Annotated in this window: 19 protein-coding genes and 1 pseudogene; 12 read left to right on the top strand and 8 right to left on the bottom strand. The window is 63.5% G+C overall.

What is annotated here, in order from left to right; all coding sequences use genetic code 11:
- Nucleotides 1-3: 3 nt before the first annotated feature.
- A complete protein-coding gene (locus ASG03_RS04800) occupies nt 4-1,212 on the bottom strand; it encodes an acetyl-CoA C-acetyltransferase (RefSeq protein WP_062470570.1) in 1,209 nt (402 codons plus the stop codon).
- Between the two features lie 76 nt (nt 1,213-1,288).
- Nucleotides 1,289-3,085, bottom strand: a complete 1,797-nt coding sequence (locus ASG03_RS04795; RefSeq protein WP_062692558.1) for an acyl-CoA dehydrogenase C-terminal domain-containing protein — start codon at nt 3,083-3,085, stop codon at nt 1,289-1,291.
- Between the two features lie 371 nt (nt 3,086-3,456).
- On the opposite strand from ASG03_RS04795, the gene ASG03_RS04790 reads away from it, so the two are divergent.
- The 5 genes from ASG03_RS04790 to ASG03_RS04770 all read left to right on the top strand — a co-directional run bounded on the left by ASG03_RS04790 (nt 3,457) and on the right by ASG03_RS04770 (nt 10,785).
- Nucleotides 3,457-7,374: a peptidoglycan-binding protein gene (locus ASG03_RS04790; RefSeq protein WP_244475184.1), complete on the top strand. Its 3,918-nt coding sequence runs from the start codon at nt 3,457-3,459 to the stop codon at nt 7,372-7,374.
- 207 nt (nt 7,375-7,581) lie between these two features.
- Complete coding sequence (locus ASG03_RS04785; protein WP_062470561.1) at nt 7,582-8,508, top strand: sulfite exporter TauE/SafE family protein; 927 nt, start codon at nt 7,582-7,584, stop codon at nt 8,506-8,508.
- Nucleotides 8,508-9,296 carry a TIGR02186 family protein gene (locus ASG03_RS04780; protein WP_062692554.1) on the top strand — a complete coding sequence of 263 codons (789 nt, stop codon included), beginning with the start codon at nt 8,508-8,510 and terminating at the stop codon, nt 9,294-9,296. The genes ASG03_RS04785 and ASG03_RS04780 overlap by 1 nt, the downstream gene beginning before the upstream one ends.
- A 109-nt stretch (nt 9,297-9,405) precedes the next feature.
- Complete coding sequence (locus ASG03_RS04775; protein WP_062470555.1) at nt 9,406-9,642, top strand: Lrp/AsnC ligand binding domain-containing protein; 237 nt, start codon at nt 9,406-9,408, stop codon at nt 9,640-9,642.
- An 81-nt stretch (nt 9,643-9,723) separates the two neighbouring features.
- Complete coding sequence (locus tag ASG03_RS04770) at nt 9,724-10,785, top strand: type I restriction endonuclease (RefSeq protein ID WP_062692551.1); 1,062 nt, start codon at nt 9,724-9,726, stop codon at nt 10,783-10,785.
- On the opposite strand, the gene pdeM is transcribed toward ASG03_RS04770, so the two are convergent.
- Together pdeM and ASG03_RS04760 are read right to left on the bottom strand one after the other, a co-directional pair.
- Entirely contained in the window at nt 10,786-11,514 is a 729-nt protein-coding gene (pdeM, locus tag ASG03_RS04765) for a ligase-associated DNA damage response endonuclease PdeM (RefSeq protein ID WP_062692549.1), read from the bottom strand.
- Between the two features lie 107 nt (nt 11,515-11,621).
- Nucleotides 11,622-14,210 (bottom strand): annotated as a pseudogene (locus tag ASG03_RS04760) (ligase-associated DNA damage response DEXH box helicase); the annotation flags it as partial.
- Between the two features lie 236 nt (nt 14,211-14,446).
- On the opposite strand from ASG03_RS04760, the gene ASG03_RS04755 reads away from it, so the two are divergent.
- Both ASG03_RS04755 and ASG03_RS04750 read left to right on the top strand, forming a co-directional pair.
- Entirely contained in the window at nt 14,447-14,668 is a 222-nt protein-coding gene (locus ASG03_RS04755; RefSeq protein ID WP_062692546.1) for a hypothetical protein, read from the top strand.
- 86 nt (nt 14,669-14,754) lie between these two features.
- The gene (locus ASG03_RS04750) at nt 14,755-15,054 is read left to right on the top strand and encodes an Rmf/CrpP family protein (RefSeq protein ID WP_062692543.1); all 300 of its coding nucleotides are present in this window, start codon (nt 14,755-14,757) and stop codon (nt 15,052-15,054) included.
- A 34-nt stretch (nt 15,055-15,088) separates the two neighbouring features.
- On the opposite strand, the gene ASG03_RS04745 is transcribed toward ASG03_RS04750, so the two are convergent.
- The gene (locus tag ASG03_RS04745; protein WP_062470543.1) at nt 15,089-15,721 is read right to left on the bottom strand and encodes a YitT family protein; all 633 of its coding nucleotides are present in this window, start codon (nt 15,719-15,721) and stop codon (nt 15,089-15,091) included.
- A gap of 202 nt (nt 15,722-15,923) precedes the next feature.
- Nucleotides 15,924-16,883, bottom strand: a complete 960-nt coding sequence (locus tag ASG03_RS04740) for a methyltransferase domain-containing protein (RefSeq protein ID WP_062692541.1) — start codon at nt 16,881-16,883, stop codon at nt 15,924-15,926.
- Nucleotides 16,884-17,085: 202 nt separating this feature from the next.
- Here ASG03_RS04740 and ASG03_RS04735 point away from each other — a divergent pair, with 202 nt between their 5' ends.
- Genes ASG03_RS04735 through ASG03_RS04725 form a run of 3 tightly spaced genes read left to right on the top strand, consistent with a single transcriptional unit; the run spans nt 17,086 to nt 19,278 of the window.
- A complete protein-coding gene (locus ASG03_RS04735; RefSeq protein WP_062470537.1) occupies nt 17,086-17,352 on the top strand; it encodes a DUF6460 domain-containing protein in 267 nt (88 codons plus the stop codon).
- 2 nt (nt 17,353-17,354) lie between these two features.
- Nucleotides 17,355-17,861, top strand: coding sequence for a CAP domain-containing protein (locus ASG03_RS04730; RefSeq protein ID WP_062692539.1), 507 nt, complete (start codon nt 17,355-17,357; stop codon nt 17,859-17,861).
- Nucleotides 17,862-17,907: 46 nt separating this feature from the next.
- Nucleotides 17,908-19,278, top strand: a complete 1,371-nt coding sequence (locus ASG03_RS04725; RefSeq protein ID WP_062693042.1) for an MATE family efflux transporter — start codon at nt 17,908-17,910, stop codon at nt 19,276-19,278.
- Here the strand turns inward: ASG03_RS04725 and ASG03_RS04720 are convergent.
- Together ASG03_RS04720 and ASG03_RS04715 are read right to left on the bottom strand one after the other, a co-directional pair.
- Complete coding sequence (locus ASG03_RS04720; protein WP_062692537.1) at nt 19,257-20,342, bottom strand: quinone-dependent dihydroorotate dehydrogenase; 1,086 nt, start codon at nt 20,340-20,342, stop codon at nt 19,257-19,259. The two genes, ASG03_RS04725 and ASG03_RS04720, sit on opposite strands and share 22 nt — an antisense overlap.
- Nucleotides 20,339-20,686 (bottom strand): DUF952 domain-containing protein, encoded by a 348-nt coding sequence (locus ASG03_RS04715; protein ID WP_062692534.1) that lies wholly within the window; start codon nt 20,684-20,686, stop codon nt 20,339-20,341. The genes ASG03_RS04720 and ASG03_RS04715 overlap by 4 nt, the downstream gene beginning before the upstream one ends.
- 323 nt (nt 20,687-21,009) lie before the next feature.
- On the opposite strand from ASG03_RS04715, the gene ASG03_RS04710 reads away from it, so the two are divergent.
- Together ASG03_RS04710 and ASG03_RS04705 are read left to right on the top strand one after the other, a co-directional pair.
- Complete coding sequence (locus ASG03_RS04710; protein WP_062692531.1) at nt 21,010-21,429, top strand: hypothetical protein; 420 nt, start codon at nt 21,010-21,012, stop codon at nt 21,427-21,429.
- An 85-nt stretch (nt 21,430-21,514) separates the two neighbouring features.
- The gene (locus tag ASG03_RS04705; RefSeq protein WP_082475533.1) at nt 21,515-22,162 is read left to right on the top strand and encodes a response regulator transcription factor; all 648 of its coding nucleotides are present in this window, start codon (nt 21,515-21,517) and stop codon (nt 22,160-22,162) included.
- The last annotated feature ends 18 nt before the right edge of the window (nt 22,163-22,180 follow it).

Genomic DNA, 22,180 nt, shown 5'->3' with positions numbered 1-22,180 from the left:
CCCTCAAACGCGTTCGATGATCGTGGCCGTGCCCATGCCCGCTCCGATGCAGAGCGTGACGAGGGCCGTGTTGAGGTCTCGGCGCTCGAGTTCGTCGAGCACCGTGCCGAGGATCATCGCACCGGTCGCCCCGAGCGGATGGCCAAGGGCGATGGCGCCACCATTGACGTTGATGATGTCATGGGAGATGTCGAAGGCTTGGCAATACCGCAGCACGACGGCGGCAAAGGCCTCGTTCAGCTCGAACAGGTCGATATCGCCGATGGTCATGCCTGCGCGCTTCAGCAGCTTTTCGGTCACGTCCACCGGGCCGGTCAGCATCAGCGCCGGGTCCGAGCCGATGTTTGCAAAGGCCTTGATGCGGGCGCGAGGCCTGGCTCCGATGCTCTCGCCGCCGGCCTTGGAACCGACGAGCACGAGGCCGGCGCCATCCACGATGCCCGAGGAGTTGCCCGCGTGGTGGACGTAGTTGATCTTCTCGATTTCCGGATGCGCCTGAATGCCGACGGCCTCGAAGCCGCCCATCTCGCCCGGCATCTGGAATGAGGGATTGAGCCCGGCGAGGGTCTGCATCGTCGTCGTCGGACGCATATGCTCGTCCTTGGCGAGAATGACGATGCCGTTCTGGTCCTTCACCGGAACGACGGAGCGGTCGAAGTAGCCGTTTTCCCAGGCGACGCCCGCGCGGCGCTGGCTCTCCACGGCATAGGCATCGACATCGTCACGCGAGAAGCCGTACTTCGTGGCGATCAGATCGGCAGAGACGCCCTGCGGCATGAAATAGCCTGGAAAACTCACGGAGGGGTCCATGTACCAGGCGCCGCCCGACATGCCCATGCCGACGCGGGACATGCTCTCGACCCCGCCGGCGATGACGATGTCGTCCGCACCCTGGGAGATCTTGCCGGCGGCTAGATTGATGGCATCGAGGCCGGACGCGCAGAAGCGCGAGATCTGCAGCCCGGGGGCCCGGGTCGAGTAGCCTGCTTCGAACGCCGCCGCCTTGGGAATGACGGCGCCGGCTTCGTAGACCGGATCGACGCAGCCCATGATGATGTCGTCGACGGTGCTCGTATCGAGACCGTTGCGGTCCCGCAGCGCCTCGAGCATGCGGGCAGCAAGGCGGGGCGTCGGGACTTCATGCAGAGCGCCGTCCTTCTTGCCGCGACCGCGTGGCGTGCGCACATGGTCGTAAATGAATACGTCAGTCATGATCCCGTTCTCCCAATCGGCACGAAGCCGTCGATATATCCTTGGAGGCGATGAAACGTGAGGTGGCGGTCGCGTGTCAGAATGCGGCGGCGTCGAGCGCCATAAGCGTATCCGATCCCGCTTCGATGCGCGAGCGGCGCAGGGCCGTCTCGGGCAGGATCCGCTCCATGTAGAACGTCGCCGTCACCAACTTGTTTTGCAGGTACGTCTTGCGGTCGCCGGCACCTGACGCCAGAAGGTCCTGCGCGGTCTTCGCCATCTTCGCCCACATGTAGCCGAGGATGACCAGCCCGCTGAGGTGCATGTAGTCTGTCGAGCCAGCTCCCGCATTGTCGGGCTTTGCCATCGCGTTGGACATGAACCACATGGACGCCGACTGCAGGTCGTTCAGGCTCTTCTTGAGCGCCTTGGTATAGGGGTTCATTCGCTCGTCATTGCGGTTTTCGTCGCAGAAATCGCCGATCTCCTTGAACAGCGTCATGATGGCGCGGCCACCGTTAAGGCCAAGCTTCCTGCCGACGAGGTCGAGCGCCTGGATGCCGTTGGCGCCTTCGTAGATCATGGCAATGCGTGCATCGCGCACATACTGGCTCATGCCGTGCTCTTCGATATAGCCGTGCCCGCCATAGACCTGCTGTGCCATGACGGCATGGTCAAAGCCGCGGTCGGTCAGGACGCCCTTGAGGATCGGTGTCAGGAGGCCCAGCAGGTCATCGGCCGTCTGGCGCTCCGCTTCGTCTTCGGAGCGATGCGCAATGTCCGACTTCAGCGCAGTCCAGAGCGTGAAGGCCCGGCTGGCTTCGTTGAAGGCGCGGATTGTCATCAGCACGCGGCGGATGTCCGGATGGACGATCAGCGGATCGGCCTTCTTGTCCGGCGCCTTGATGCCGGAGAGCGAGCGGCCCTGCAAACGCTCGCGCGCATAGGCGACAGCGTTCTGATACGCCGTCTCCGAGACCGAGAGACCCTGCAGGCCGACGCCGAGACGGGCCTCGTTCATCATGACGAACATGGCGTTCAAGCCGCGATTGGCGGCACCGATCAGGTAGCCCGTCGCGTCGTCATAGTTCATGACGCAGGTCGAATTGCCGTGGATGCCCATCTTGTGCTCGATGGCGCCGCACGTCGCGCCGTTGCGCGCGCCCGGCGTGCCGTCGGCCTGAACGATGAACTTCGGCACGATGAAGAGCGAGATGCCCTTCGTCCCCTCGGGGGCGCCTTCGATGCGGGCAAGGACAAGATGGACGATGTTGTCGGCCATATCGTGTTCGCCGGCGGAGATGAAGATCTTCTGGCCAGAGATCTTGTAGCTGCCATCGGCCTGCGGCACGGCTTTGGTTCGCAAAAGCCCCAGATCGGTGCCGCAGTGCGGCTCCGTCAGGTTCATCGTTCCCGTCCAGTCGCCGGCGATCATCTTCGGCAGATAGGTGGCCCGCTGCTCGTCCGTGCCATGCTCGATGATGGCGGCGATGGCCCCCTGCGTCAGGCCCGGATACATGGTGAGCGACATGTTGGCGGACGACATGTATTCGCCGATCGCCGTGTGGAGCGTGTAGGGCAGGCCCTGGCCCCCGAACGCTTCCGGTGCGGCAAGGCCCAGCCAGCCGCTCTGGCGGTAGAGGTCATAGGCTTCCTTGAACCCTTTCGGGGTGGTGACCGAGCCGTCCGGATGGCGGACACACCCCTCCTGATCGCCTGAAAGGTTCAGCGGAAACAACACTTCCTCGGCCAGCTTGGCAGCTTCGCCGACGATGGCGTGGAGCATGTCCGGCGTGACGTCCGAGAAGCCGGGGATATTGTTGTAGCGCTCGATGCCGAGCACGTCATTGAGAATGAAAAGCGTATCCTCGACCGGAGCCTTGTAGATGGGCATCGACTGTCTTCCTCCTGCGGCCTATCCTCATTAAGGCCATTCATGAGGGCACTCTATTAAAAACTGACGTGCGCGTAAACGTCAAATTGGCGGCCGGTGCGTTTTGCCCGAAAATTACGGTCGCGGGCAGACTGAGACTGTCGGCAAAAACTAACCTTTTCGTGTCCAAGCCCCGAAATCGGGCGAGAGGTTAACGGCTTGTTTACCACGTTCCGTGAAAGTGGCGCGAGAGGTCAATGCTGCTTGTTCCGTTCCGAGTCGTCCGCAGCGTGTCCACCGGCTCAAGGGGCCTGACCCTTCGGCCGCGTTCGGGGAATGCCAGGCAAAAGGCGAAAGCACATATGAACGGATCGCGATCAACTCCTCCCCGGATGGGCACCCCGGCCGATGACCGTCAAGACGGTCGCCATGGCGAGCGTTCCTCGCTGGAAGCCCTGAACCGCACGATCGAAGGTCTGGAGGCCCGCATCGAAGGCCTGATCGCGCCTGCCAAGCGCGAGACGCGCCCGCCGGAAGCGGCCCGCAATGGTGGTGGCGCTGCAGCCGAGCGGCCTGTCTCCCGCGCCGATGCGATTTCCGAAATCCTCCAGCGTCAGCGTGCGCTGAGCGCCACGCGCCTGGAAAAGGCAACCGAGCGTCATCGCATTCAGACGCGCGCGCCGTCTGCTCCGGTGCCGGCCCCGTCCGAGCCGGCCCCCGCGCGGGTCTCCGCTTCGAGCCCGGCCCTTGCACGCGGCTCCGACCGCTTTGTCGCGCCCGCTTATGACGATCGGCAGCCGCCGCGCCCCGCGCTGGACGACGATCTGTCCATGCGCAGCCATCGCGAGCCCGCCCGTGCAGCGTCGCGCCCCGTCTTGCAGCCGGTAGCCGCTGCCGTGCCGGAGACGGCCGTCCGCGATATCGCCACGGCGCTGGTTGGCCTCCGTCAGGATCTGAAGCGCGACATCGAGCAGGGTCTCGCGCGCGAAATGTCGTCGCTGCGCAACGAGATGCATGGCATCGCCGCAGCCGCGACGCAGGGCGACGCCCTTGCGCAGGATATTCGCCAGGACCTGCAGCGCCTGTCGCTGTCGCTCGCCGATCTCGGCCGCCAGCCCACGACCTCCGAGAGCAATGCCCTGCGCGCCGATCTGGAAGAGATGCGCGCGATGATCGACGGTCTTGCCCGCGAGGAAAGCGTGCGCCGGATGGAGAGCCGCTGGACCGGCGTCGAGGATCGGCTGAACGTGTTCGATGCCGCCCGCGATGACGAACTCGTGGCGCTCGCCTATCGCCTGGACGAGATCAAGTCGCAGCTCGGCACCATGAACAACGGCCCAGCGCTCTACGCCCTCGAAGACAAGCTCGTGGCGGTCGCCCAGGCGATCGACCTCATCGGCCGGCACATGCAGCCGGACGACCGCCGCTTCCAGGAACAGTTCGCCGATCTCGATGCGCGTCTCGACGAGATCAGCCGCGCCATCGTCGCGAGCGGCCGCACGGCCTCGACCTCCGACAGCCCCGGCGTGACCCGGGTCGAAAGCCGTCTCGTCGACCTGTCGCGCCAGATCGACGATCTTGCCTATCCTGCCGACAACGGTCTTGCAGCGCGCATCGAAGCCTTGTCCGCGCGCGTGGAAGACCTTGTCAACGCGGAAGCGGCCGCGCGTCTCGAAGAGCGGCTCGATCATCTCTCCGCCATGATGGAACGCGCCGAGCGCGCCGCCGTCCAGCCGGACCTCACCGGACACCTCGCCGACATCTCCGCGAAAATCGACGCGCTCGACACGGGCGATGTCAGCCATACCCTGGCCCGCCGCTTCGACGACCTCGCGCGCCGCATCGACAATCTCGACAGCTCCCCAGCCTTGCCGGACGATCGCTTCCTGCGGCTCGAAGGCCAGCTGTCAGGCATTGCCCAGCGTCTCGACGAGACGCATGCCGCGCCCTACGACGATGGCGAGGTCCTGCGCAGCCTCCAGGATCAGATCGCCAATCTCTCCTTCCTCATCAGCCAGCCGCGCGAAACGACACCTGCCGTTCCGGCAGAGGTCGAAGGCCGCATGAACGCGCTGGAAGATTACCTCGCCTCGAGCGACGAATACATCATCGAAGCTGCCCGGCAGGCGGCCGAAGCGGTGATGGAAGCCTATACGCGCAATGGCATGACGCAGTCGGCATCTCCGGCCCTGGGCGATATTGCCGCCATCTCGGCTCTCGCGGACGATCTGAAGACGCTGGAGGATCTGAGCCGGTCGAGCGACGAGCGCACCGCCCGCACCTTCGAGGCGCTGCACGAAACGCTTGTCCACATTGCCGACAAGCTGGAGCGTATCGAGGAGCGTGCGTCTGCGCCGATCGTCCGGGACGAGGCAACCCCTGCATTCGGCCGTCGCGACACGGCCGCGACGATGCCGCGCGCCGAAACGCCCGCCTTCCTGGAGCGCGGCGAGGTCGACGACAGCTATGGCGATCTGACACGGACGATGCACGCCACCGTCGCGATGCCTGCCGACATTGCGTCGCGGATGTCGATGGAGCGCGATACATTTGATCATCGCGATCGTCCCGCTGCCGAGGATGCCGTTACTGATCCGGCGCATCTTGCGGCTGCGGACATGCGCGAGCCCCAGGGTCTCGTCCCGGACGAGGCAGCCGTTGTGCGCACTGGGCTTCTCTCCGGCCTCACAAGCCGCTTTGCCGGCAAGCGCGCCAAGCAGGCAGCTCCCGCCGTCGAGCGCCGCTTCGTCGAGCCGACGCCGCCGATCGATGCGCTCGAAACCATTAACCCCGAAGCCGCCAACCAGCTCCTGGAGCCGGGCTCCGGCACGCCGGACGTCAAGAAGATCCTGGAACGCGTCCGCGCGGGCCAGGCCGCGCGCCCATCTGTTGCGAGCGAGGGCGACAAGTCGGATTTCATTGCGGCGGCCCGGCGCGCAGCCCAGCAGGCAGCCCAGGAGGTCGATACCGGCAATCGCACGGCAGCCCGCCCCGGTGCTGCGCCGAGCGCTCTTGCCCGCCATCGACGTCCGATCCTCATGGCCGTCGGAGCCGTGCTCCTCGCCATTCTGTCCTATCCGCTCGTCAGCACGCTGATGAAGACCGAGCAGACGGCAGCCCCGGTCACGGCGATCGAATCGCCCGTCGACCGGGATGCGGTCCCGGCCGATCAGGCGTCTGGCCAACAGGCACCGGAAAGCGCCTCCGGGACGGCCCCGGCGCTCGCTGCGCCTGCAGCCGACGGCGGGCCTGTCACCGAGGCGTCCCCCGAGACGCAGGAGGAAGGCGTCGCGCCGCTGAGTTCGTTGCAGCCGCAGGGCCAGGCGACAGAAGGCAGTGCTCCCATCGCCGGGCAAGCCGAGGCCCAGCCCGTAGCGCCTGCTGCCGAGACCGTCGCTCCCGAAGTGTCCACGGCCGCGGAACCGGCCGTCTCCACGGCAGTAGCGCCCGCCGGTGTCGATGTGCCCACGGAAATCGTGCCCGTCGCGCTTGCCGATGCTGCTCGCGCCGGCGATCCCAAGGCCTATTTCGAAATCGGCGCGGTCTATACCGAAGGTCGTGGCGTCAAGGCCGACTTCGCCAAGGCTGCGGAATGGTACCAGCGCGCTGCAGATGCCGGCGTGGTGCCTGCCCAGTATCGTCTCGGGAGCCTGTACGAAAAGGGCACCGGCGTTCCCCGCGACGCTGCCAAGGCCCGCACGCTCTATCAGAAAGCAGCCGAAAGCGGCAATGCGAATGCCATGCACAATCTCGCGGTCATGCTGGCCAGCGGCAATGGCACCACCCCGGATTTCACCCTTGCCAGCATGTGGTTTGCAAAGGCGGCCGATCTGGGCGTCCGCGACAGCCAGTTCAACCTCGCCATTCTCTATGCGCGCGGCAACGGCGTCGCCAAGGACCTCGTGGAATCCTACAAGTGGTTTGCGGTCGCGGCTGCCGACGGCGATACCGACGCGGCGCAGAAGCGCGACCAGGTCGAGAAGGAGCTGTCCCCCGATCAGTTGACGGCGGCCAAGGCCAAGGTCGCAGCCTGGAAACCTGCAGCCCTCGATCCCAAGGGCAACGACACGACCGTTCCCGATACCTGGGTCGGCAAGGGCACGAAGACGTCCTCCGTCGACATGAAGAAGGCCGTCCGCAACATTCAGGCGATCCTGAACAATAACGGCTTCGATGCCGGTACGCCCGACGGTGCGCTCGGAACGAAGACGGTCAATGCCATCAAGGCCTTCCAGACCTCGATCGGTCAGGAGCCCAACGGTCGCATCACCGACGCGCTTGTCAAGGAACTGCTGAAGCGAAACGGCTGACGCATCGACCGACCCGGCGTGTCTCCGAGAAATCGGTGACGCGCGGGACATCGAACTTGCGGCAAGGCGCGTCTCGTCTCGAAGAAGGTCCGAGATACGACCGTCGTTTAGAGATTATCCAGCAGCTCGCTGCATACTGCGGCAACGGCGCGACCTCCAAAGGGTCGCGCCACCCGTTCCGCTCTGTTTGATGCTTGAGGTCCGGCCGTGACGATCTACCTGCCCATTGCCGAATTGTCGGTGAACGTGCTGATCATCCTCGGCATGGGGGCTGCCGTCGGTTTTCTCTCCGGCATGTTCGGCGTCGGTGGCGGATTCCTGATCACGCCATTGCTGATCTTCTACAATATTCCGCCGGTCGTGGCCGTCGCCACCGGCGCAAACCAGGTCGTGGCCTCCTCCATTTCCGGCGCCATCACCCATTTCCGCCGCGGCACGATCGACATCAAGCTCGGGACCGTCCTCCTGCTCGGAGGTCTGGCAGGTGCGACGGTCGGCATCTGGATCTTCGCCGCCTTGCGCCGCATCGGCCAGCTCGATCTCGTGATTTCGCTCGCCTACGTCTTGTTGCTCGGCTCCGTCGGCTCGCTGATGCTGGCGGAAAGCATCAACGCGATGCGGCGCGCCAAGCGCAACGAGGCCATGCCGCTGCGTCGTCCCGGCCACCATGGCTGGATCCACCGGCTTCCCCTCAAGGTCCGGTTCAAGAAATCGAAGATCTATCTCAGCGTCATCCCGGTGGCCGGTCTCGGCTTCTGCATCGGCATTCTCACCTCCGTCATGGGGGTCGGCGGCGGCTTCATCATGGTGCCGGCCATGATCTATCTCCTGCGCATCCCCACCAATGTCGTCGTGGGCACGTCGTTGTTCCAGATCATCTTCGTCTCCGCCTACACCGTCATCGTCCAGGCGACGGCCAACTATACGGTCGATATCGTCCTCGCCTTCGTCCTGATGATCGCCGGGGTCATCGGCGCGCAATATGGCGTGCGTGTCGGCCAGAAGCTGCGTGGCGAGCAGCTGCGGGCGCTTCTGGCCCTGCTGGTTCTCGCCGTCGGGATCCGCCTTGCGGTCGAACTCGTTCTGCCGCCTGCAGATGTCTATTCCGTCATCGCGTCGGGGTCGGGCTTCTGATGCGGTCCTTCCTTGCAGGCCTCATCGCCATTCTCATGCTGGCACTCCCAGCAGTGGCGCAGACCGGGGCCGAAGAGTTCACGGAGAAGCTCGATATCGGCATCTCCACCGACGAGATCGCGATCACCTCCGACTTTCGGGGCGCGGATCTGACGATTTTCGGCGCGATCGACGGTTTCGCGCCCGATCTTCTGGCGCAGGGAAAATACAACATCGTCGTCGCGCTGGAGGGCCCCAAGGAAAGCGCGACCGTCCGCAAGAAGCGGCGTGTGTTCGGCATATGGGTCAACACGCAGTCGATGACCTTCGAACTCGTACCGGAATCCTATTCCCTGTCGAGCACGCGGGACATCGACGCCATCGCGCCGGCCAACGAGATGAACAATATGGGGATCGGCGTGTCCCACATGACGCTCAGTCCCATCGGCTATATCGGCGACGGCAGCAGCGTCACGGAGTTTCGCAACGCCTTTCGCCGGCTGCGCGAAACGAGCGGCGTCTATCAGCGCGATCCCGGCGGCGTGCAGTTTATCTCGGCTAGCCTGTTCAAGGCGTCCGTGCGCCTTCCTGCCGACGTGCCCAACGGCGTTCACGTGGTGCGCGCCTACCTCTTTCGCGACGGCGTGTTCGTGGCTGCAAAGGCCCTGCCGCTTCGGGTCATCAAGACCGGGCTCGAGGCGACGATCACGGAAGCTGCGCACAAGCACCCCTTCTTCTATGGCCTCTTTGCCGTTCTGCTGGCCGTCATCACCGGCTGGGCCGCCAGCGTCGCCTTCCGACGCGATTGAGAGACGACGGCGGCCCTTGGGTACGGGCGGGCTGCTTCAGGGGCAAGGTACGGTTCCATAGCGCGCGATTCTGTCCTATGTCGTGCGAAACATCTCAAGGACAGCCCTCATGAAGCCGATCTTCGTTCAGCTGCAATGCGCCCCCGGCAAGACCTACGAGGTCGCCGACGTGATCTACCGCAAGGAAATCGTGTCGGAAATGTACTCCACCTCCGGCGATTACGACCTCATCATCAAGGTCTATATCGAGGAAGGCCAGGACATCGGCAAGTTTATCAACGACCACATCGCCACCGTCCCCGGGATCATGCGATCGCTGACGACGCTGACGTTCAACGCGTTTTGAAGGTGCATCAAGCCTCCTGCATCCGCTTCTTGACTTTGGGTTGCATCTGGGCAACCTTCTGCATGCAGGGGGCGAGGCATCATGACGACTATTGAAGAAAGTTTACGTGCGATTTCGGAGCGTGTCAGGTCGCATTCGAGTACGATGGTTACGGAAGAAGCTGTTAAGACAGCGGTAGTGCTCCCCTTTTTAAGAGCGCTTGGCTACGATGTTTTTGATCCGAGCGAAGTAATTCCGGAATTTACAGCGGACGCTGTTGGGAAAAAAGGTGAGAAAGTCGACTACGCCCTTAAGATAGAGAACGACGTCAGGATACTTATCGAGTGTAAGCCAATTTCTGTGGCTCTAGAGAAAAAACATCTCGATCAGCTCTATCGATACTTCAGCGTTACCAATGCAAAATTCGCTATCCTCACCAATGGACGGACGTTCAATTTCTACACAGACCTTGAAGCCCCCAATAAGCTGGATACGAGGCCATTTTTCATATTCGACGTAACCGATTTCAGTGCCTCCGTAATTGCAGAGTTGAGGAAGTTTGAGAAGGCCAGTTTTGATGTCGCAGCGATCTTGGCAACTGCGGAACGTCTAAAATACACGTCTGGCGTGAAGCAAGTTATCACGAAGTTGATGGAGGAGCCGTCGGAGGACTTCGTAAGGCTAGTGTCCAGCAGTATCTATGAGGGGCGGATGACATTAGCGGCCCGGGAGATGATGACGGGCGTTGTACGAACTGCTTTTAGAGAAGTGGTCATGGACGTCGTCAAGAGCCGCCTGTCAAACGCTTTGGCCGATACGCAAGAAGTTATTGAGAAAATTGATGAGCCCACAGTCGACGAACCCGAAGTCGTTACGACGGATGAGGAACGTGAAGGCTATATGATTGTTAGAGCAATTCTGAGAGAGGTCACAAGCTCAAAGCGTGTCGTGATGCGAGATCAGAAAACTTACTGCGGAATTCTGCTCGACAACAACAATCGAAAGCCGCTAGCTAGGCTTTGGTTCAATAGGTCCGTTAAGTACATTGGACTGTTCGACAAAGATCATGAAGAAAGAATTATCATCGAGTCTCTAGAACAGATCTACGAGCACAGCGAAAGGTTGCGCAACACAGTTCGAAAGTATGACAGCGGAGCTGAGTAGTCACCCCCGCAGGTTGGCAAACCGCACCGAATAGATCCGGTCGCGGCCGAGCATGTGGGCGGTCAGCCTCGCAGCGTCGAACAGGCGGCAGATATTGGGATGGGAAAGATCCATGCCGCCGGTCGTGACGCCGAAGGCCGGCATGATGAGGCGGCTGCCGTCGGTCGCGAAACAGGCGCGGCGCACCGATTTCTCGCGTCGGCGGACGATGGCGGCCGGGTGCAGGTGGCCGGCGATCTCCCCCGGTACGGCGTCGGGGCTCGGTTCGTGGCGGAACGTGAGTCCGGACAGGCGCATCTCGTCCAGCGAAGTGCCGGGCAGGGTGGCGGCGCCGTCCGGATCGTGGTTGCCGTTGATCCAGATCCATTCCCGGCCGCGCGCCATGTCCACGATCATCTGACGAAACATGTCCGGCATCAGCGCCGAGCCGACGCGATCATGAAAATTGTCGCCGAGGCTGATCACGATCTTCGGATTGTGGCGGGCGATGATCGCCTGCAGGATCTTCAGCGTCGACAGCGTGTCATAGGGCGGCAGCATCATGCCGCGCCGGGCGAACGCCGAGCCTTTCTCGAGGTGCAGGTCGGACACGACAAGCACGTCGTCGTCGGGCAGGTGGAGGCCCCCGAGCGGATCGCAGACGGCGGCAACGCCGTTGATGGCGATCCGTTCGGACAGGGCAGGATAGGCGTCAGCCGCGGTTCGGCTGGCATGGTAGAGGCGGTGCATCAGCGCGTCGTTCCCACCGGTCAACGTACCGGCTTGTCAGAGTCTGTCGAAAGAGCCTGCGAAGGTGCCGACATGCCGAGACCTTGCGAGAGCCCCGGGATATCGGCGTGTTCGCCCATCGCCTCAAAGATCAGCTCGTCGGCGGCTTCTGCCAGCAGCGCATCCGGTGCCTGGCCCGGCACGGACTCCCGACCGATTTCCAGCATGATCGGGACGGCGAGCGGCGAAACTTTCTCAAGCGGACGGTGAACGATGTGGCTCTTGATTCGCACCAGCATATCTCCAAGCCGTCCGATATCCAAAAGCCCTGTTGCCGCATCGTTGCGGGTCGCTTCCAAGAGAATGTGATCCGGCTCGTGGCTGCGCAACACGTCGTAGATCAGGTCGCTGGACACTGTCACCTGACGCCCGGTCTTTTCCTTGCCGGGATGCCGAGGTTCGATCAGCCCTGCGATGATGGCGCAGTTGCGAAACGTGCGCTTCAGCAGGTAGCTCTCGTCCAGCCAGGCCTCCAGGTCGTCGCCCAGCATATCCTCGTCGAAAAGATCCGGAAGGGACGGATGACCAGCCTCGAAGGCCTGTGTCATATCCTCCATGCCCCATATGGCCAGGGAATAATCCGTCGCAACGAAGCCCATCGGGTTCAGTCCGGCCCGGTCCAGCCGGCGTGTCAGCAGCATGCCGAGCGTCTGGTGGGCAAGCCGGCCCTCGAAGGCATAGGCGACCATGAAGTAGCGGTTGCCATAGGGAAAGGTCTCGATCAGCAGTTCGTCCTCGCGCGGCAGCATCGACAGGTCGCGCTGGATGGCCAGCCAGTCGCGCACCTGCTGCGGAAGATCGGCATGAGCCTCGGGATCCGCCAGCATCCGGCGCACCTGTGCGGCGAGATAGGTCGAAAGCGGGAACTTGCCGCCTGCATAGGACGGGATCTTCGGGTCGAGCTTGTAGCCTTGCGTCACGAGGCACTCGTTTTCATGGATGCCCTCGAACCGGATGACCTTGCCGCCGAACAGGAAGGTGTCGCCCGGCGACAGCATCTCCAGGAAGAACTCCTCGACCTTTCCGAGCGAAAGGCCGCCGCGTCCCATGCGCGCCTTGCTCGCCATCTTGCCGACGAGCCGCACGTTCAGCATCGGCGATTCGATGATGGTGCCGATGTTCAGCCGGTACTGCTGCGCCACCTTGCCGTTCGAGACCCGCCACAGCCCGTCCGCGGTCTTGCGGATGCGGGCATAGCGTTCGTAGGTCCGTAGCGCATAGCCACCGGTTGCCACGAAATCGATGATGCGCTCGAAGGTCTCCCAGCTGAGTTCGGCATAGGGAGAGGCGCTGGTAATCTCGTCGTAAAGCGCCAGTGGGTCGAAGGGCGCGGCGCAGGCCATGCCCAGAACATGCTGGGCGAGAACGTCAAGAGCGCCCCGCCCGACCGGCGGCGTGTCCTGCGCGCCGAGATAGTTGGCATCGAGCGCCGCCTGGCACTCCATCACCTCGAAACGGTTCGCGGGAACGAGGATCGCCTGGCTCGGCTCGTCCATGCGGTGGTTGGAGCGGCCGATGCGTTGGGCGAGGCGGCTTGCCCCCTTCGGTGCACCGACATGGATGACGAGGTCGACATCGCCCCAGTCGATGCCCAGGTCGAGCGTCGAGGTGGCGACGACGGCGCGCAGACGGTTTTCCGCCATGGCTGCCTCGACCTTGCGTCTCTGGCCGACATCGAGAGATCCGTGGTGAAGGGCAATCGGCAGGTTGTCGTCGTTGATGGTCCAGAGGGCCTGGAACAGCCGCTCCGCCTGGTTGCGGGTGTTGACGAAGAGAAGGGCGGTGCGGTGCCGCTTGATGGCCTCGTAGACCTCCGGCATCGCATAGCTCGCCGTATGGCCGGACCAGGGTACGCGGACCTCGCTTGCGAGAATGGAGATATCGGGTTTCGCCCCGCCTGCGACGGTGATGACCCCTGCCGCCGCGTTCTGGTCTGGGGACTGCGCCACGAGCCAGCGCTGCAGGTCCATGGGATCGGCCACCGTTGCCGACAGGCCGATCGTTTTCAGACCCGGCGCAAGCCGTCTCAGCCGCGCGAGACCGAGCGCCAGGAGATGTCCGCGCTTGGAGGTGACCAGCGAGTGCAGCTCGTCGAAGATGACATAGTCGAGATTCTTGAAGAACCGTTCGGCTTCGCCATTGGCGATCAGCAGGGCCAACTGTTCGGGCGTCGTCAGGAGGATGTCGGGCGGATCGAGTTTCTGGCGCTGGCGCTTGGATTGGGGCGTATCGCCGGTGCGGTTCTCCACCCGGATCGGCAGCCCCATCTCACCCACCGGCGTCATCAGGTTGCGCTCGATATCGACGGCCAGCGCCTTCAGCGGAGAGATGTACAGCGTGTGGATGCCGTGAAAACCGGAGCCGGGCGGGATCCGGCCGCGCTCGGTGAGCGACACCAGCGAGGGGAGAAATCCGGCCAGCGTCTTGCCGGCCCCGGTCGGCGCAATGAGCAGCATGCTCTCGCCGCCGCGGATCCGCGCCAGAAGATCGAGCTGATGCGGGCGCGGCTGCCAGCCCTTGCGCGAGAACCAGCGCAGGAAGGGTTCGGGCAGGGCAAAGGCCGGCGATGCGGGCTTAACGGACGGGATCTGTTTCACAGGTACGAATGTAGAACGCGGAGGCCCTTCTTTCCAGACGCTGGCACGCTCGGGCTTCATGCCCGGCGCCTTCCTCGGCTCCATCCTTTGGCGCTGGCATCTTCGTCATCTTGCACCTTCGCGATCGTCTTTCTGATCAAAGCGCGATGTCGCGGTCCGTGTTTCGGAAAGGCTTGGGGCTTTGCCGGGGAAACGGAAAGGTCCGAAACCGTTCAAGGAACCATCGAATTCAACACTCGTTTGTCCTCGACAGCAAATGGCCGCAGAGGCAGGCCGAACGTCGAGAGGACGGCACGATGGAACGCAAGGAAACGACCCCGGACGACAACAAGATCCTTCAGGAACCTGCCGAAGGGGACCGCGCCATGATCGATCGCGAGCTGGAGCGCAAGGACGGTGGCAACGTGGCGCATCACGACGATGCGGACGACACGGGAAAGGCAGGCGGCCTGCACGAGACCGTTCGCAAGGCAATGGACGAGGCGGCGCCTCAGACGGGCGTCCGGCCAGGACCCTGAAGCAAGCCCCTAGAATTGATAGGGGTATTTTACGGATGTATGATAAAAGAGGACTATTCGCGAAATAGACGGAAAGGAGAGAGCCGATGACCTTTAGTGTCTCAGGATCGCGAGGCGATCCGAGCCTCCCGCGGATCGACGAAAAGCGCGCGCTGCCTGCTCTGGCCGTCCTGCGCCACATCGAGGCGAAGCTGAAGCACGGCCTGCCGACGGCCGAGGAGCCAGCGGAGGTCGAGCCCGTGCTCACGCAGGACGATATGGCCCGCTTGCGATGCGAAGGGCGTAACGCGGCATTTACTGGATTGTCGGCGAGGTCCTGCCCCTACGCCGTGTCCAGCCGCGCGCAGCGCGAGGCCTGGCTGGAGGGTTTCCATACGTCGAGGTGATGCAGACGATGTTCCTCGACGTGAGAGACTGCTCTTACAAGGCGATATAGCGGTCCGCACGGTGATTGATCGTGAGAAACAGATTGAGCGCGACGGCACCGAGCACCGAGTAGAAGACCACAGACGGGATCGTGACGAAGAAGGCAGCGGTGAGCACGCAGAGATCGATGGCGAGCTGGACAAGTCCGGCGCGGATGCCGAAACGCTCCTGGAGATAGATACCCAGAATACCGACGCCGCCGAGGCTGGCGCGGTGCCGATAAAGCGCCAGCAGCCCGTAACCGAGCAGGAGGCCGCCGAGAAGGGCAGCCCAGGCCGGATGGATGCTCGAAATCACGAAGACGCGCGACTGCATGTCGGCAATGACCGATGTCAGGCCGATGGCAATGAAGGTCTTGATGGTGAAGGCCCATCCCAGCCGCTTCAGCGAGAGATAAAAGAACGGCAGGTTGAGCAGGAAGAAGGCAAGGCCAAAGTTCACGTCGAACGCGTAGTGCAGCAGAAAGGCGACGCCCGCCGTGCTGCCGGTCAGAAGCCCAGCACTGGCCAGGATATAAAGGCCCAGCGCCGACACGAGACTCCCGGTAAAGACCCCCTGCACATCCTCGATCGGCGTATGGCGCGCGGCATTCGTATTCCAGAACCCGAGGGCTGAAATCAAGGACATGGCGTTCGCTCCGAAAAGGCGTTGAGGGCGATATCGACAGGCATGAAAGCCTGACCCGGTGTCAGGAATGCTCGTGCTTCACCAAGGCTGGCCATAGGCCGGATGCCCTTGGAAGTGCCGGTATCATCGGCGTTTCCCGCAGGTTTGCAAGGCGAATACGTAAGGATTGCTGACCTATTTTAAATTCGCAACAAAGCGTCGTTCAGGGGCGCTTGCGTGAAAGAAACAGAATGCCTGCGATATCCTCTACGCCATCTTTGCGAATCGTGGCACGCACGACGTCCATCACCTCCAGTCCGGCTGCGTTGCAGAGGCTGCGGACATAGCGTTCGGCATGGGCGTAACGCAGCGACGGACGCAGGACGAAATCCGCGCCGGAGCTGCTGGTGGGCGGCGCCTCTGCGTCTTCGACGGAAAACGCAAACAGACCTCCGTCCTTCAGCAAGGCCGGCGCGATGGCAAAGACGGCCAGGAGATCGCCGAGATACATCAGCACGTCGGCTGCCACTGCGAGATCGGCGCGGCCTTCCGGCCGGTCGGGAGCGATCAGGCCGGAGGCCCCGAGCGGCCTGGAAAGGTCGGCCTCCCCCAGATGGTCATAGAGATGCTTGTCCGCCGCCTTGGCCAGCATGTTCGACGAAAGATCGTAGCCCTCCAGCGCTCTCACGCGATGCCGGATTTCCGCACCCAAGAGGCCCGTACCGCAGCCGAGATCGATCGCCCGTTCCAGCATCGCGCCGTCCGTGCAGCGCTCGATCATGGCCGCCAGCTGTCCGGGAACCGTATATCCCAGACGTTCGACGAGTGCGGCATCGAACCGATCGGCGTAGTCGTCGAAAAGCCGCGTCACATAGGCACTGGGGGCCTGCCCGGGGACCGCGTCGACGCCCAGCACGGCGCGCTTGAGGCGGGCGCCGAACATGTCTTCGGGGTTGAGGTCGAGCACGCGGGCGAGCGAGGCCGCGGCCGCCTTGGCGTCCCCGGCCTTTTCCTCGTATTCCGCAAGCCGGTACCAGCCGGCGGCCCAGTCAGGCACACGCTCCAGTGCCTGGCGCATGAGATCGGCTGCTTCCGCATGATCGCCGCTTGCACCGAGCATCTGGGCATATTCGGCGCGCCGGTCGGCGAGAAGGTCGCCGGAGGACAGTTGATGCGGGTTCATGGTCGGGCTCCAGTGCCGAAGGGCGCGCGATGCATAGGCTGTCGCCGGGAGCCTGAAAAGGGAATTCGTGTCGAGGTCAGGCTACGCCGCGATTCCGCCTACAATCCTTGCGACAGGAGGCCGCGACCGCTACATGCGGAGGGGGCCGTTGAAGGCCCGGCACCGGATGACCGCGCGCAACAGCCCGAGGAGACGAACAGGCATGGCGGATGGTTTGAACAGGTTTCTCGGCGATACGCCCGGCCGGGTCATCGTGAAGCTGCTGGTCCTCTCGCTGATCGTCGGCTTCGTCATGACCGTGTTCGGCTGGACGCCCTATGGCATCTTCCGCAGCATCCGCGATTTCGTGCTCGACCTCTGGTACACGGGTTTCGACGCGCTGGGCGATGTCGGCGAGTATCTGCTGATCGGCGCGGCGGTGGTGATTCCGATCTTCATCGTGCTCCGTCTGCTCAGTTTCCGTCGCTAGCAATGCCGTTTTCTCCTTCGCAGAATCGCCGCACCTTTTTGACGGCTGCAGCTCTCCTTGCGCTTGGCGGGATGTCTGGCTGCAGCACCACATCCGTGCTTTCGCCACCCGGTGACGGAAGCGATCAGACCGAAGCGACGCTTGGCCTCATCAACGGTTTGCGCAAGGAGCGCGGATTGAGCCCTCTCGCGCGCGATCCGGCTGCTGCTAACGCTGCGCTGTCTCAGGCCGATCGTATGGCGAAAGCCGGCAAGATGGCCCATCTGATCGGGATCACCGACAATTTCGGCAATCGAATGCGAAGCCAGTCGGTCAGCCTGCCGGCAGCCGAAAACATCGCGGTCGGTCAGGCGGATGCGCAAAAAGCCTATCTCGCCTGGCTAAACTCGCCAAAACATCTCGAAAACATGCTCGGTCCGGGCTATTCAGGTCTTGGCGTTGCCGTCATGCGCAATCCCGCTTCCGGCAACCGGCCCTATTGGGCCATGGTGCTCTCCTCCGGCACGTAAAGCCTGGGGAGGTCGTCCAACGGCATGACATCGAAGGTGGATGGACATGACGTCAGGACAAGCGAGAAATGACGGAAGCCGGCTGACATCTGACAGCGCGGGGGCCTTCGAGGTCACCCATCGGCTCATCCTTTCCATCGCCGTGCCCATGACGCTCGGCTTTCTCACGACGCCGCTTCTCGGCCTCGTCGATACCGCCGTCGTCGGGCGCTTGGGCGATGCGACGCTGCTGGCGGGCCTTGCCGTCGGGGCCGTCGTCTTCGATCTCATCTTCGTCACCTTCAACTTCCTGCGGTCCGCCACGACGGGACTGGTGGCGCAGGCATTTGGGCGCGGCGACCGGCGCGCGGAGCAGACCGTCTTCTGGCGCTCGATGACCATCGCGCTCACGGCGGGTTTGGCAACCATCGTCCTGTCGCCGCTTCTCCTCTCGGCGGGGCTGGCTTTGCTCGATCCCGGCGATGCAGTGGCGGAGGTCACGCGCACCTACTTCCTCTGGCGCATCCTTGCCGCCCCCGCATCGCTGGCCAACTATACCATTCTCGGTTACGTCCTCGGGCGCGGGCAGGCAACGCTCGGCCTCCTGCTGCAGACGCTGATCAATGGCGTCAACATCGTCCTGTCGATCACGCTCGGGCTCTACGCCGGCTGGGGTGTGGCCGGCGTCGCCATTGCCACGCTGACCGGCGAAATGGTCGGCGCACTGATCGGCTCCGTGGTCGTCGTTTCCCGTTTCGACCCGACGGCGCGGCCGACATGGCGAGAAATCGCCGAGCGGACCGGGTTGGCGCGTCTCTTCGCGCTGAATCGCGACATCATGATCCGGTCCTTCGTGCTTCTCGCCGTGTTCCTGGTGATGACACGGGTCGGCACGACCTTCGGGCCGGTAACCCTGGCGGCCAATGCCGTGCTGATGACGATCTTTCTCGTGGCCGGCTACTATCTTGACGGTCTTGCCAACGCCGCCGAACAGTTGACCGGTCGCGCCATCGGGGCACAATATCGTCCGGCCTTCGAGCGCGCGCTGAAGATGACGGCGGTCTGGTCCTTCGCGCTGGCGGCGCTGACGACGCTCGGCTTCTTTCTCTTCGGAGACGATATCGTCGATCTCCTGACCACCGCGCCGGATGTGCGCAGCAGTGCCTACGCCTACACGCCGTGGGCGGCGCTGACCGCGACAACGGGCGCGCTCGCCTTTCTCATGGACGGTGTCTTCATCGGCGCGACCTGGTCACGCGACATGCGCAACATGATGCTGGCAGCTTTTGCGATCTATATCGCGGCACTCTGCGCCTTCGTGCCGTTCTTCGGCAATCACGGTCTGTGGGCGTCGCTGAACCTGTTCCTGCTCTGCCGCGGCCTGCTGCTCCTGTCGCGCATACCGCGGCGATCGGCTCAGACCTTTGCCGCCCAGTAGGCCGTGCGCGAATTTCGGATGTCGCGGATCGAGGCCAGCCCCTCGCGATCGCAAAGGCGCGAAAGGCCGGTGACGATACGGCCTGGTAGCGCCGGCCCCTCGAAGATCATGCCCGAATACAGCTGAACCAGATCGGCGCCCGCCCGGATCTTCTCTGCTGCCGTCTCGGCCGAATGAATGCCGCCGACACCGATGATCGGCATGTCGGGCCCGACGCGCTGGCGCATTTTTGCCAGCACCACCGTGGAGAGGTCGAACAGCGGCTTTCCGGAAAGACCGCCGGCCTCTGCCGCCAGTGTCGGATCGGTCAGCCCGCCGCGCGAAAGCGTCGTGTTGGAGACGATCAGTCCGTCGAGCGGATGGGCCAAGGCTTCTGCGGCGATATCGTCGAGGCCCTCGTCGCTGAGATCGGGCGCGATCTTCAAGAACACCGGCAGCCGGCGTTTCACTTTGCGTGCTTCGATATCCCGCGCCTCCAGCACGGCTGCCAGAAGGGCAGACAGGCTGCTGCGGGCCTGGAGGTCGCGCAAGCCGGGCGTGTTCGGCGAGGAGATATTGGCCGTGAAATATCGCGCCACCGGTGCAAAGCATCGGATGCCCAGAACATAGTCGTTCACCCGGTCGGTGCTGTCCTTGTTGGCGCCGATATTCACGCCGATCAGCGGATCGCTCCGACATGCCTTCAGCCGATCGAGCGCTGCGGCATGTCCGTCATTGTTGAATCCCAGCCGGTTGATCACGGCCTCATCGCGAACCAGCCGGAAGATGCGCGGCCGGTCGTTGCCCGTCTGGGGGCGGGGGGTCACAGTGCCGATCTCGGTAAAGCCGAAGCCGAGGCGCAGCAGTGCCTCGGGGACTTCCGCGTTCTTGTCGTAACCGGCGGCCATGCCGAGAGGGTTGGGAAAGCTGATGCCCGCCACCGACTGGCGCAACCGCGGATCCGCCGATGCCGCATGCGATGGCACGAGGCCAGAACGCAGGGCCTTGATCGACAGTCCGTGTGCCGTTTCCGGATCGGTGAGAAACAGGGCGCGCCGCGCCAGGGTTTCCAGATGAGCCTTCATGCACGGAGCTCCGGAATGATGTGCGTGCCGTCCGGCGCCAGCGGGAGAGGCTGCTCCGACAGGACGGCCGTCATGGGAAGCGGCCCGTAGAGATGCGGAAACAGCGCTCCGCCGCGCGAGGGCTCGTAGATGAGGGCTTCACCGAGCCTCTCGCCGTCGATGGCGACCAGCAACAGGTCGTCCTGCCCGGCAAAGTGACGACGTGCGGTTTCCGCGACCTGGTCCGCGGTCGAGAAATGGATGAAGCCGTCCGCGAGGTCGACCGGCGCGCCGTCGAACGATCCGGCGGCCTGTGCGTTTCGCCAGAGTGACGTTGGCACGATTTTGTAGATGATGCCGGACATGCTGCTTGCTCCTCGTCGTTCGATGCGCGCCAGGCAGACATGATCTGCAACCGGCAGGGCAACGCTTCGGGCTCCGTCCTCGGGTCGATCTCCGATCGCACGCCGTCGCATAAGGCGAGAAGCGTCGCAACGAGACAGGCCCCGCAAGGCGGGTCGCCCCCATGCCGTGGACTTGCCGTAAAGCGGCGTAAAAGTCCACCACTCGTCAACCATGCGTGCCACGTGACACGCCCGAACGCCAAAGCCCAGGAGGATCTGCCGCCATGACCAAATCCATGACCCGCCGTTGCCTCGCACCGAAACGCCTCTCCTGTGCGACTGTGATGCTTCTGATCGGCGCTGCCCCGGTCTTTGCCGAGGAACCGATGCCGGGTCGCTACAGCATGCAGAAGACCGATACAGGCATCGCACGGCTCGACACGCAGACGGGCGAAGTCACCCTCTGCCAGGAAAAGGCGGGCGATCTCGTGTGCCGGATGGCCGCCGATGAGCGAACGGCCTATGACCTGGAACTCGAACTCCTCGAAAAACGTGTAGACGCCCTGGAAAAAGCCGCAAGCGAACCGCCGCGGGCCTTGTCGCCGCGATTGCCGACGCAGGAAGAGATTGACCAGACCATGGGCATTATGGATAGAATGTTGCGCAGTTTCATGGGCATTGCCAAGGATTTCGGTCGCGAGTGGCAGGGGGAGGAGAAAACCCCGCCCGCGGCCGACTTGGAGGGCGATCTCCGGAAGACGTGATCCGGGCGACGACCGGAAAGGCAAGGCATGACGCCGGTCGACGGGTTGGAGGACCCGGTCGCCGGTCGCTCGGGGAGGGAGCATCATGGCACAGGGCATGACCATCATCGTTGCGGACGATCATCCGCTTTTTCGTGGGGCGATGCGGCAGGCGCTCGCCGCCATGCCGGGCGCACCCGATATCGTGGAAGCCGGCGATTTCGGTGCCGTGCGCGACGCGGCGGCAGGTCACCCCGATGCCGATCTTCTGATGCTTGATCTCACCATGCCGGGCGTGAGCGGCTTTTCCGGCCTGATGGTCCTGCGGACCGAATTTCCCTCGCTGCCGATCCTCATCGTCTCCGCCCATGACGAGCCGGCCACCATCACGCGGGCGATCGATCTCGGCGCCTGCGGCTTCCTGTCAAAATCGGCCGGGATCGACGACATTCGCCGCGCGATCGATACGGTCATCGCCGGCAATCTCTACACACCCGATGGTTTCCAGCGTGGCATGAGCCACGAGCCCGATGTCGCCGATCTGATCCAGCGACTGAACACGCTGACGCCGCAGCAATCCCGCGTGCTGGCCATGCTGGCCGAAGGTCTCCTCAACAAGCAGATCGCCTACGAGCTCGGTGTCTCCGAGGCGACGATCAAGGCGCACGTCTCGGCCATTCTCCTGAAGCTCAATGTCGACAGCCGCACCCAGGCGGTGATCCAGCTCGGCAAGGTCACCGCCGTCGCGGCGTAAGCTTTACGCGGTGCGGCG

The sequence above is a fragment of the Rhizobium sp. Leaf341 genome, from assembly GCF_001424325.1.
Lineage (GTDB): Bacteria > Pseudomonadota > Alphaproteobacteria > Rhizobiales > Rhizobiaceae > Ferranicluibacter.
Note: the sequence above shows the minus strand (reverse complement) of the source record. Positions and strands in the feature narration are given on the sequence as shown.

What these genes read in the sequence shown, in the direction of transcription:
- ASG03_RS04800 (WP_062470570.1), bottom strand. Translation starts at nt 1,212, where the DNA reads ATGACTGACGTATTCATTTACGACCATGTGCGCACGCCACGCGGTCGC.
- ASG03_RS04795 (WP_062692558.1), bottom strand. Translation starts at nt 3,085, where the DNA reads ATGCCCATCTACAAGGCTCCGGTCGAGGATACGCTTTTCATTCTCAAT.
- ASG03_RS04790 (WP_244475184.1), top strand. Translation starts at nt 3,457, where the DNA reads ATGGGCACCCCGGCCGATGACCGTCAAGACGGTCGCCATGGCGAGCGT.
- ASG03_RS04780 (WP_062692554.1), top strand. Translation starts at nt 8,508, where the DNA reads ATGCGGTCCTTCCTTGCAGGCCTCATCGCCATTCTCATGCTGGCACTC.
- ASG03_RS04775 (WP_062470555.1), top strand. Translation starts at nt 9,406, where the DNA reads ATGAAGCCGATCTTCGTTCAGCTGCAATGCGCCCCCGGCAAGACCTAC.
- ASG03_RS04770 (WP_062692551.1), top strand. Translation starts at nt 9,724, where the DNA reads ATGACGACTATTGAAGAAAGTTTACGTGCGATTTCGGAGCGTGTCAGG.
- pdeM (WP_062692549.1), bottom strand. Translation starts at nt 11,514, where the DNA reads ATGCACCGCCTCTACCATGCCAGCCGAACCGCGGCTGACGCCTATCCT.
- ASG03_RS04755 (WP_062692546.1), top strand. Translation starts at nt 14,447, where the DNA reads ATGGAACGCAAGGAAACGACCCCGGACGACAACAAGATCCTTCAGGAA.
- ASG03_RS04750 (WP_062692543.1), top strand. Translation starts at nt 14,755, where the DNA reads ATGACCTTTAGTGTCTCAGGATCGCGAGGCGATCCGAGCCTCCCGCGG.
- ASG03_RS04745 (WP_062470543.1), bottom strand. Translation starts at nt 15,721, where the DNA reads ATGTCCTTGATTTCAGCCCTCGGGTTCTGGAATACGAATGCCGCGCGC.
- ASG03_RS04740 (WP_062692541.1), bottom strand. Translation starts at nt 16,883, where the DNA reads ATGAACCCGCATCAACTGTCCTCCGGCGACCTTCTCGCCGACCGGCGC.
- ASG03_RS04735 (WP_062470537.1), top strand. Translation starts at nt 17,086, where the DNA reads ATGGCGGATGGTTTGAACAGGTTTCTCGGCGATACGCCCGGCCGGGTC.
- ASG03_RS04730 (WP_062692539.1), top strand. Translation starts at nt 17,355, where the DNA reads ATGCCGTTTTCTCCTTCGCAGAATCGCCGCACCTTTTTGACGGCTGCA.
- ASG03_RS04725 (WP_062693042.1), top strand. Translation starts at nt 17,908, where the DNA reads ATGACGTCAGGACAAGCGAGAAATGACGGAAGCCGGCTGACATCTGAC.
- ASG03_RS04720 (WP_062692537.1), bottom strand. Translation starts at nt 20,342, where the DNA reads ATGAAGGCTCATCTGGAAACCCTGGCGCGGCGCGCCCTGTTTCTCACC.
- ASG03_RS04715 (WP_062692534.1), bottom strand. Translation starts at nt 20,686, where the DNA reads ATGTCCGGCATCATCTACAAAATCGTGCCAACGTCACTCTGGCGAAAC.
- ASG03_RS04710 (WP_062692531.1), top strand. Translation starts at nt 21,010, where the DNA reads ATGCTTCTGATCGGCGCTGCCCCGGTCTTTGCCGAGGAACCGATGCCG.
- ASG03_RS04705 (WP_082475533.1), top strand. Translation starts at nt 21,515, where the DNA reads ATGGCACAGGGCATGACCATCATCGTTGCGGACGATCATCCGCTTTTT.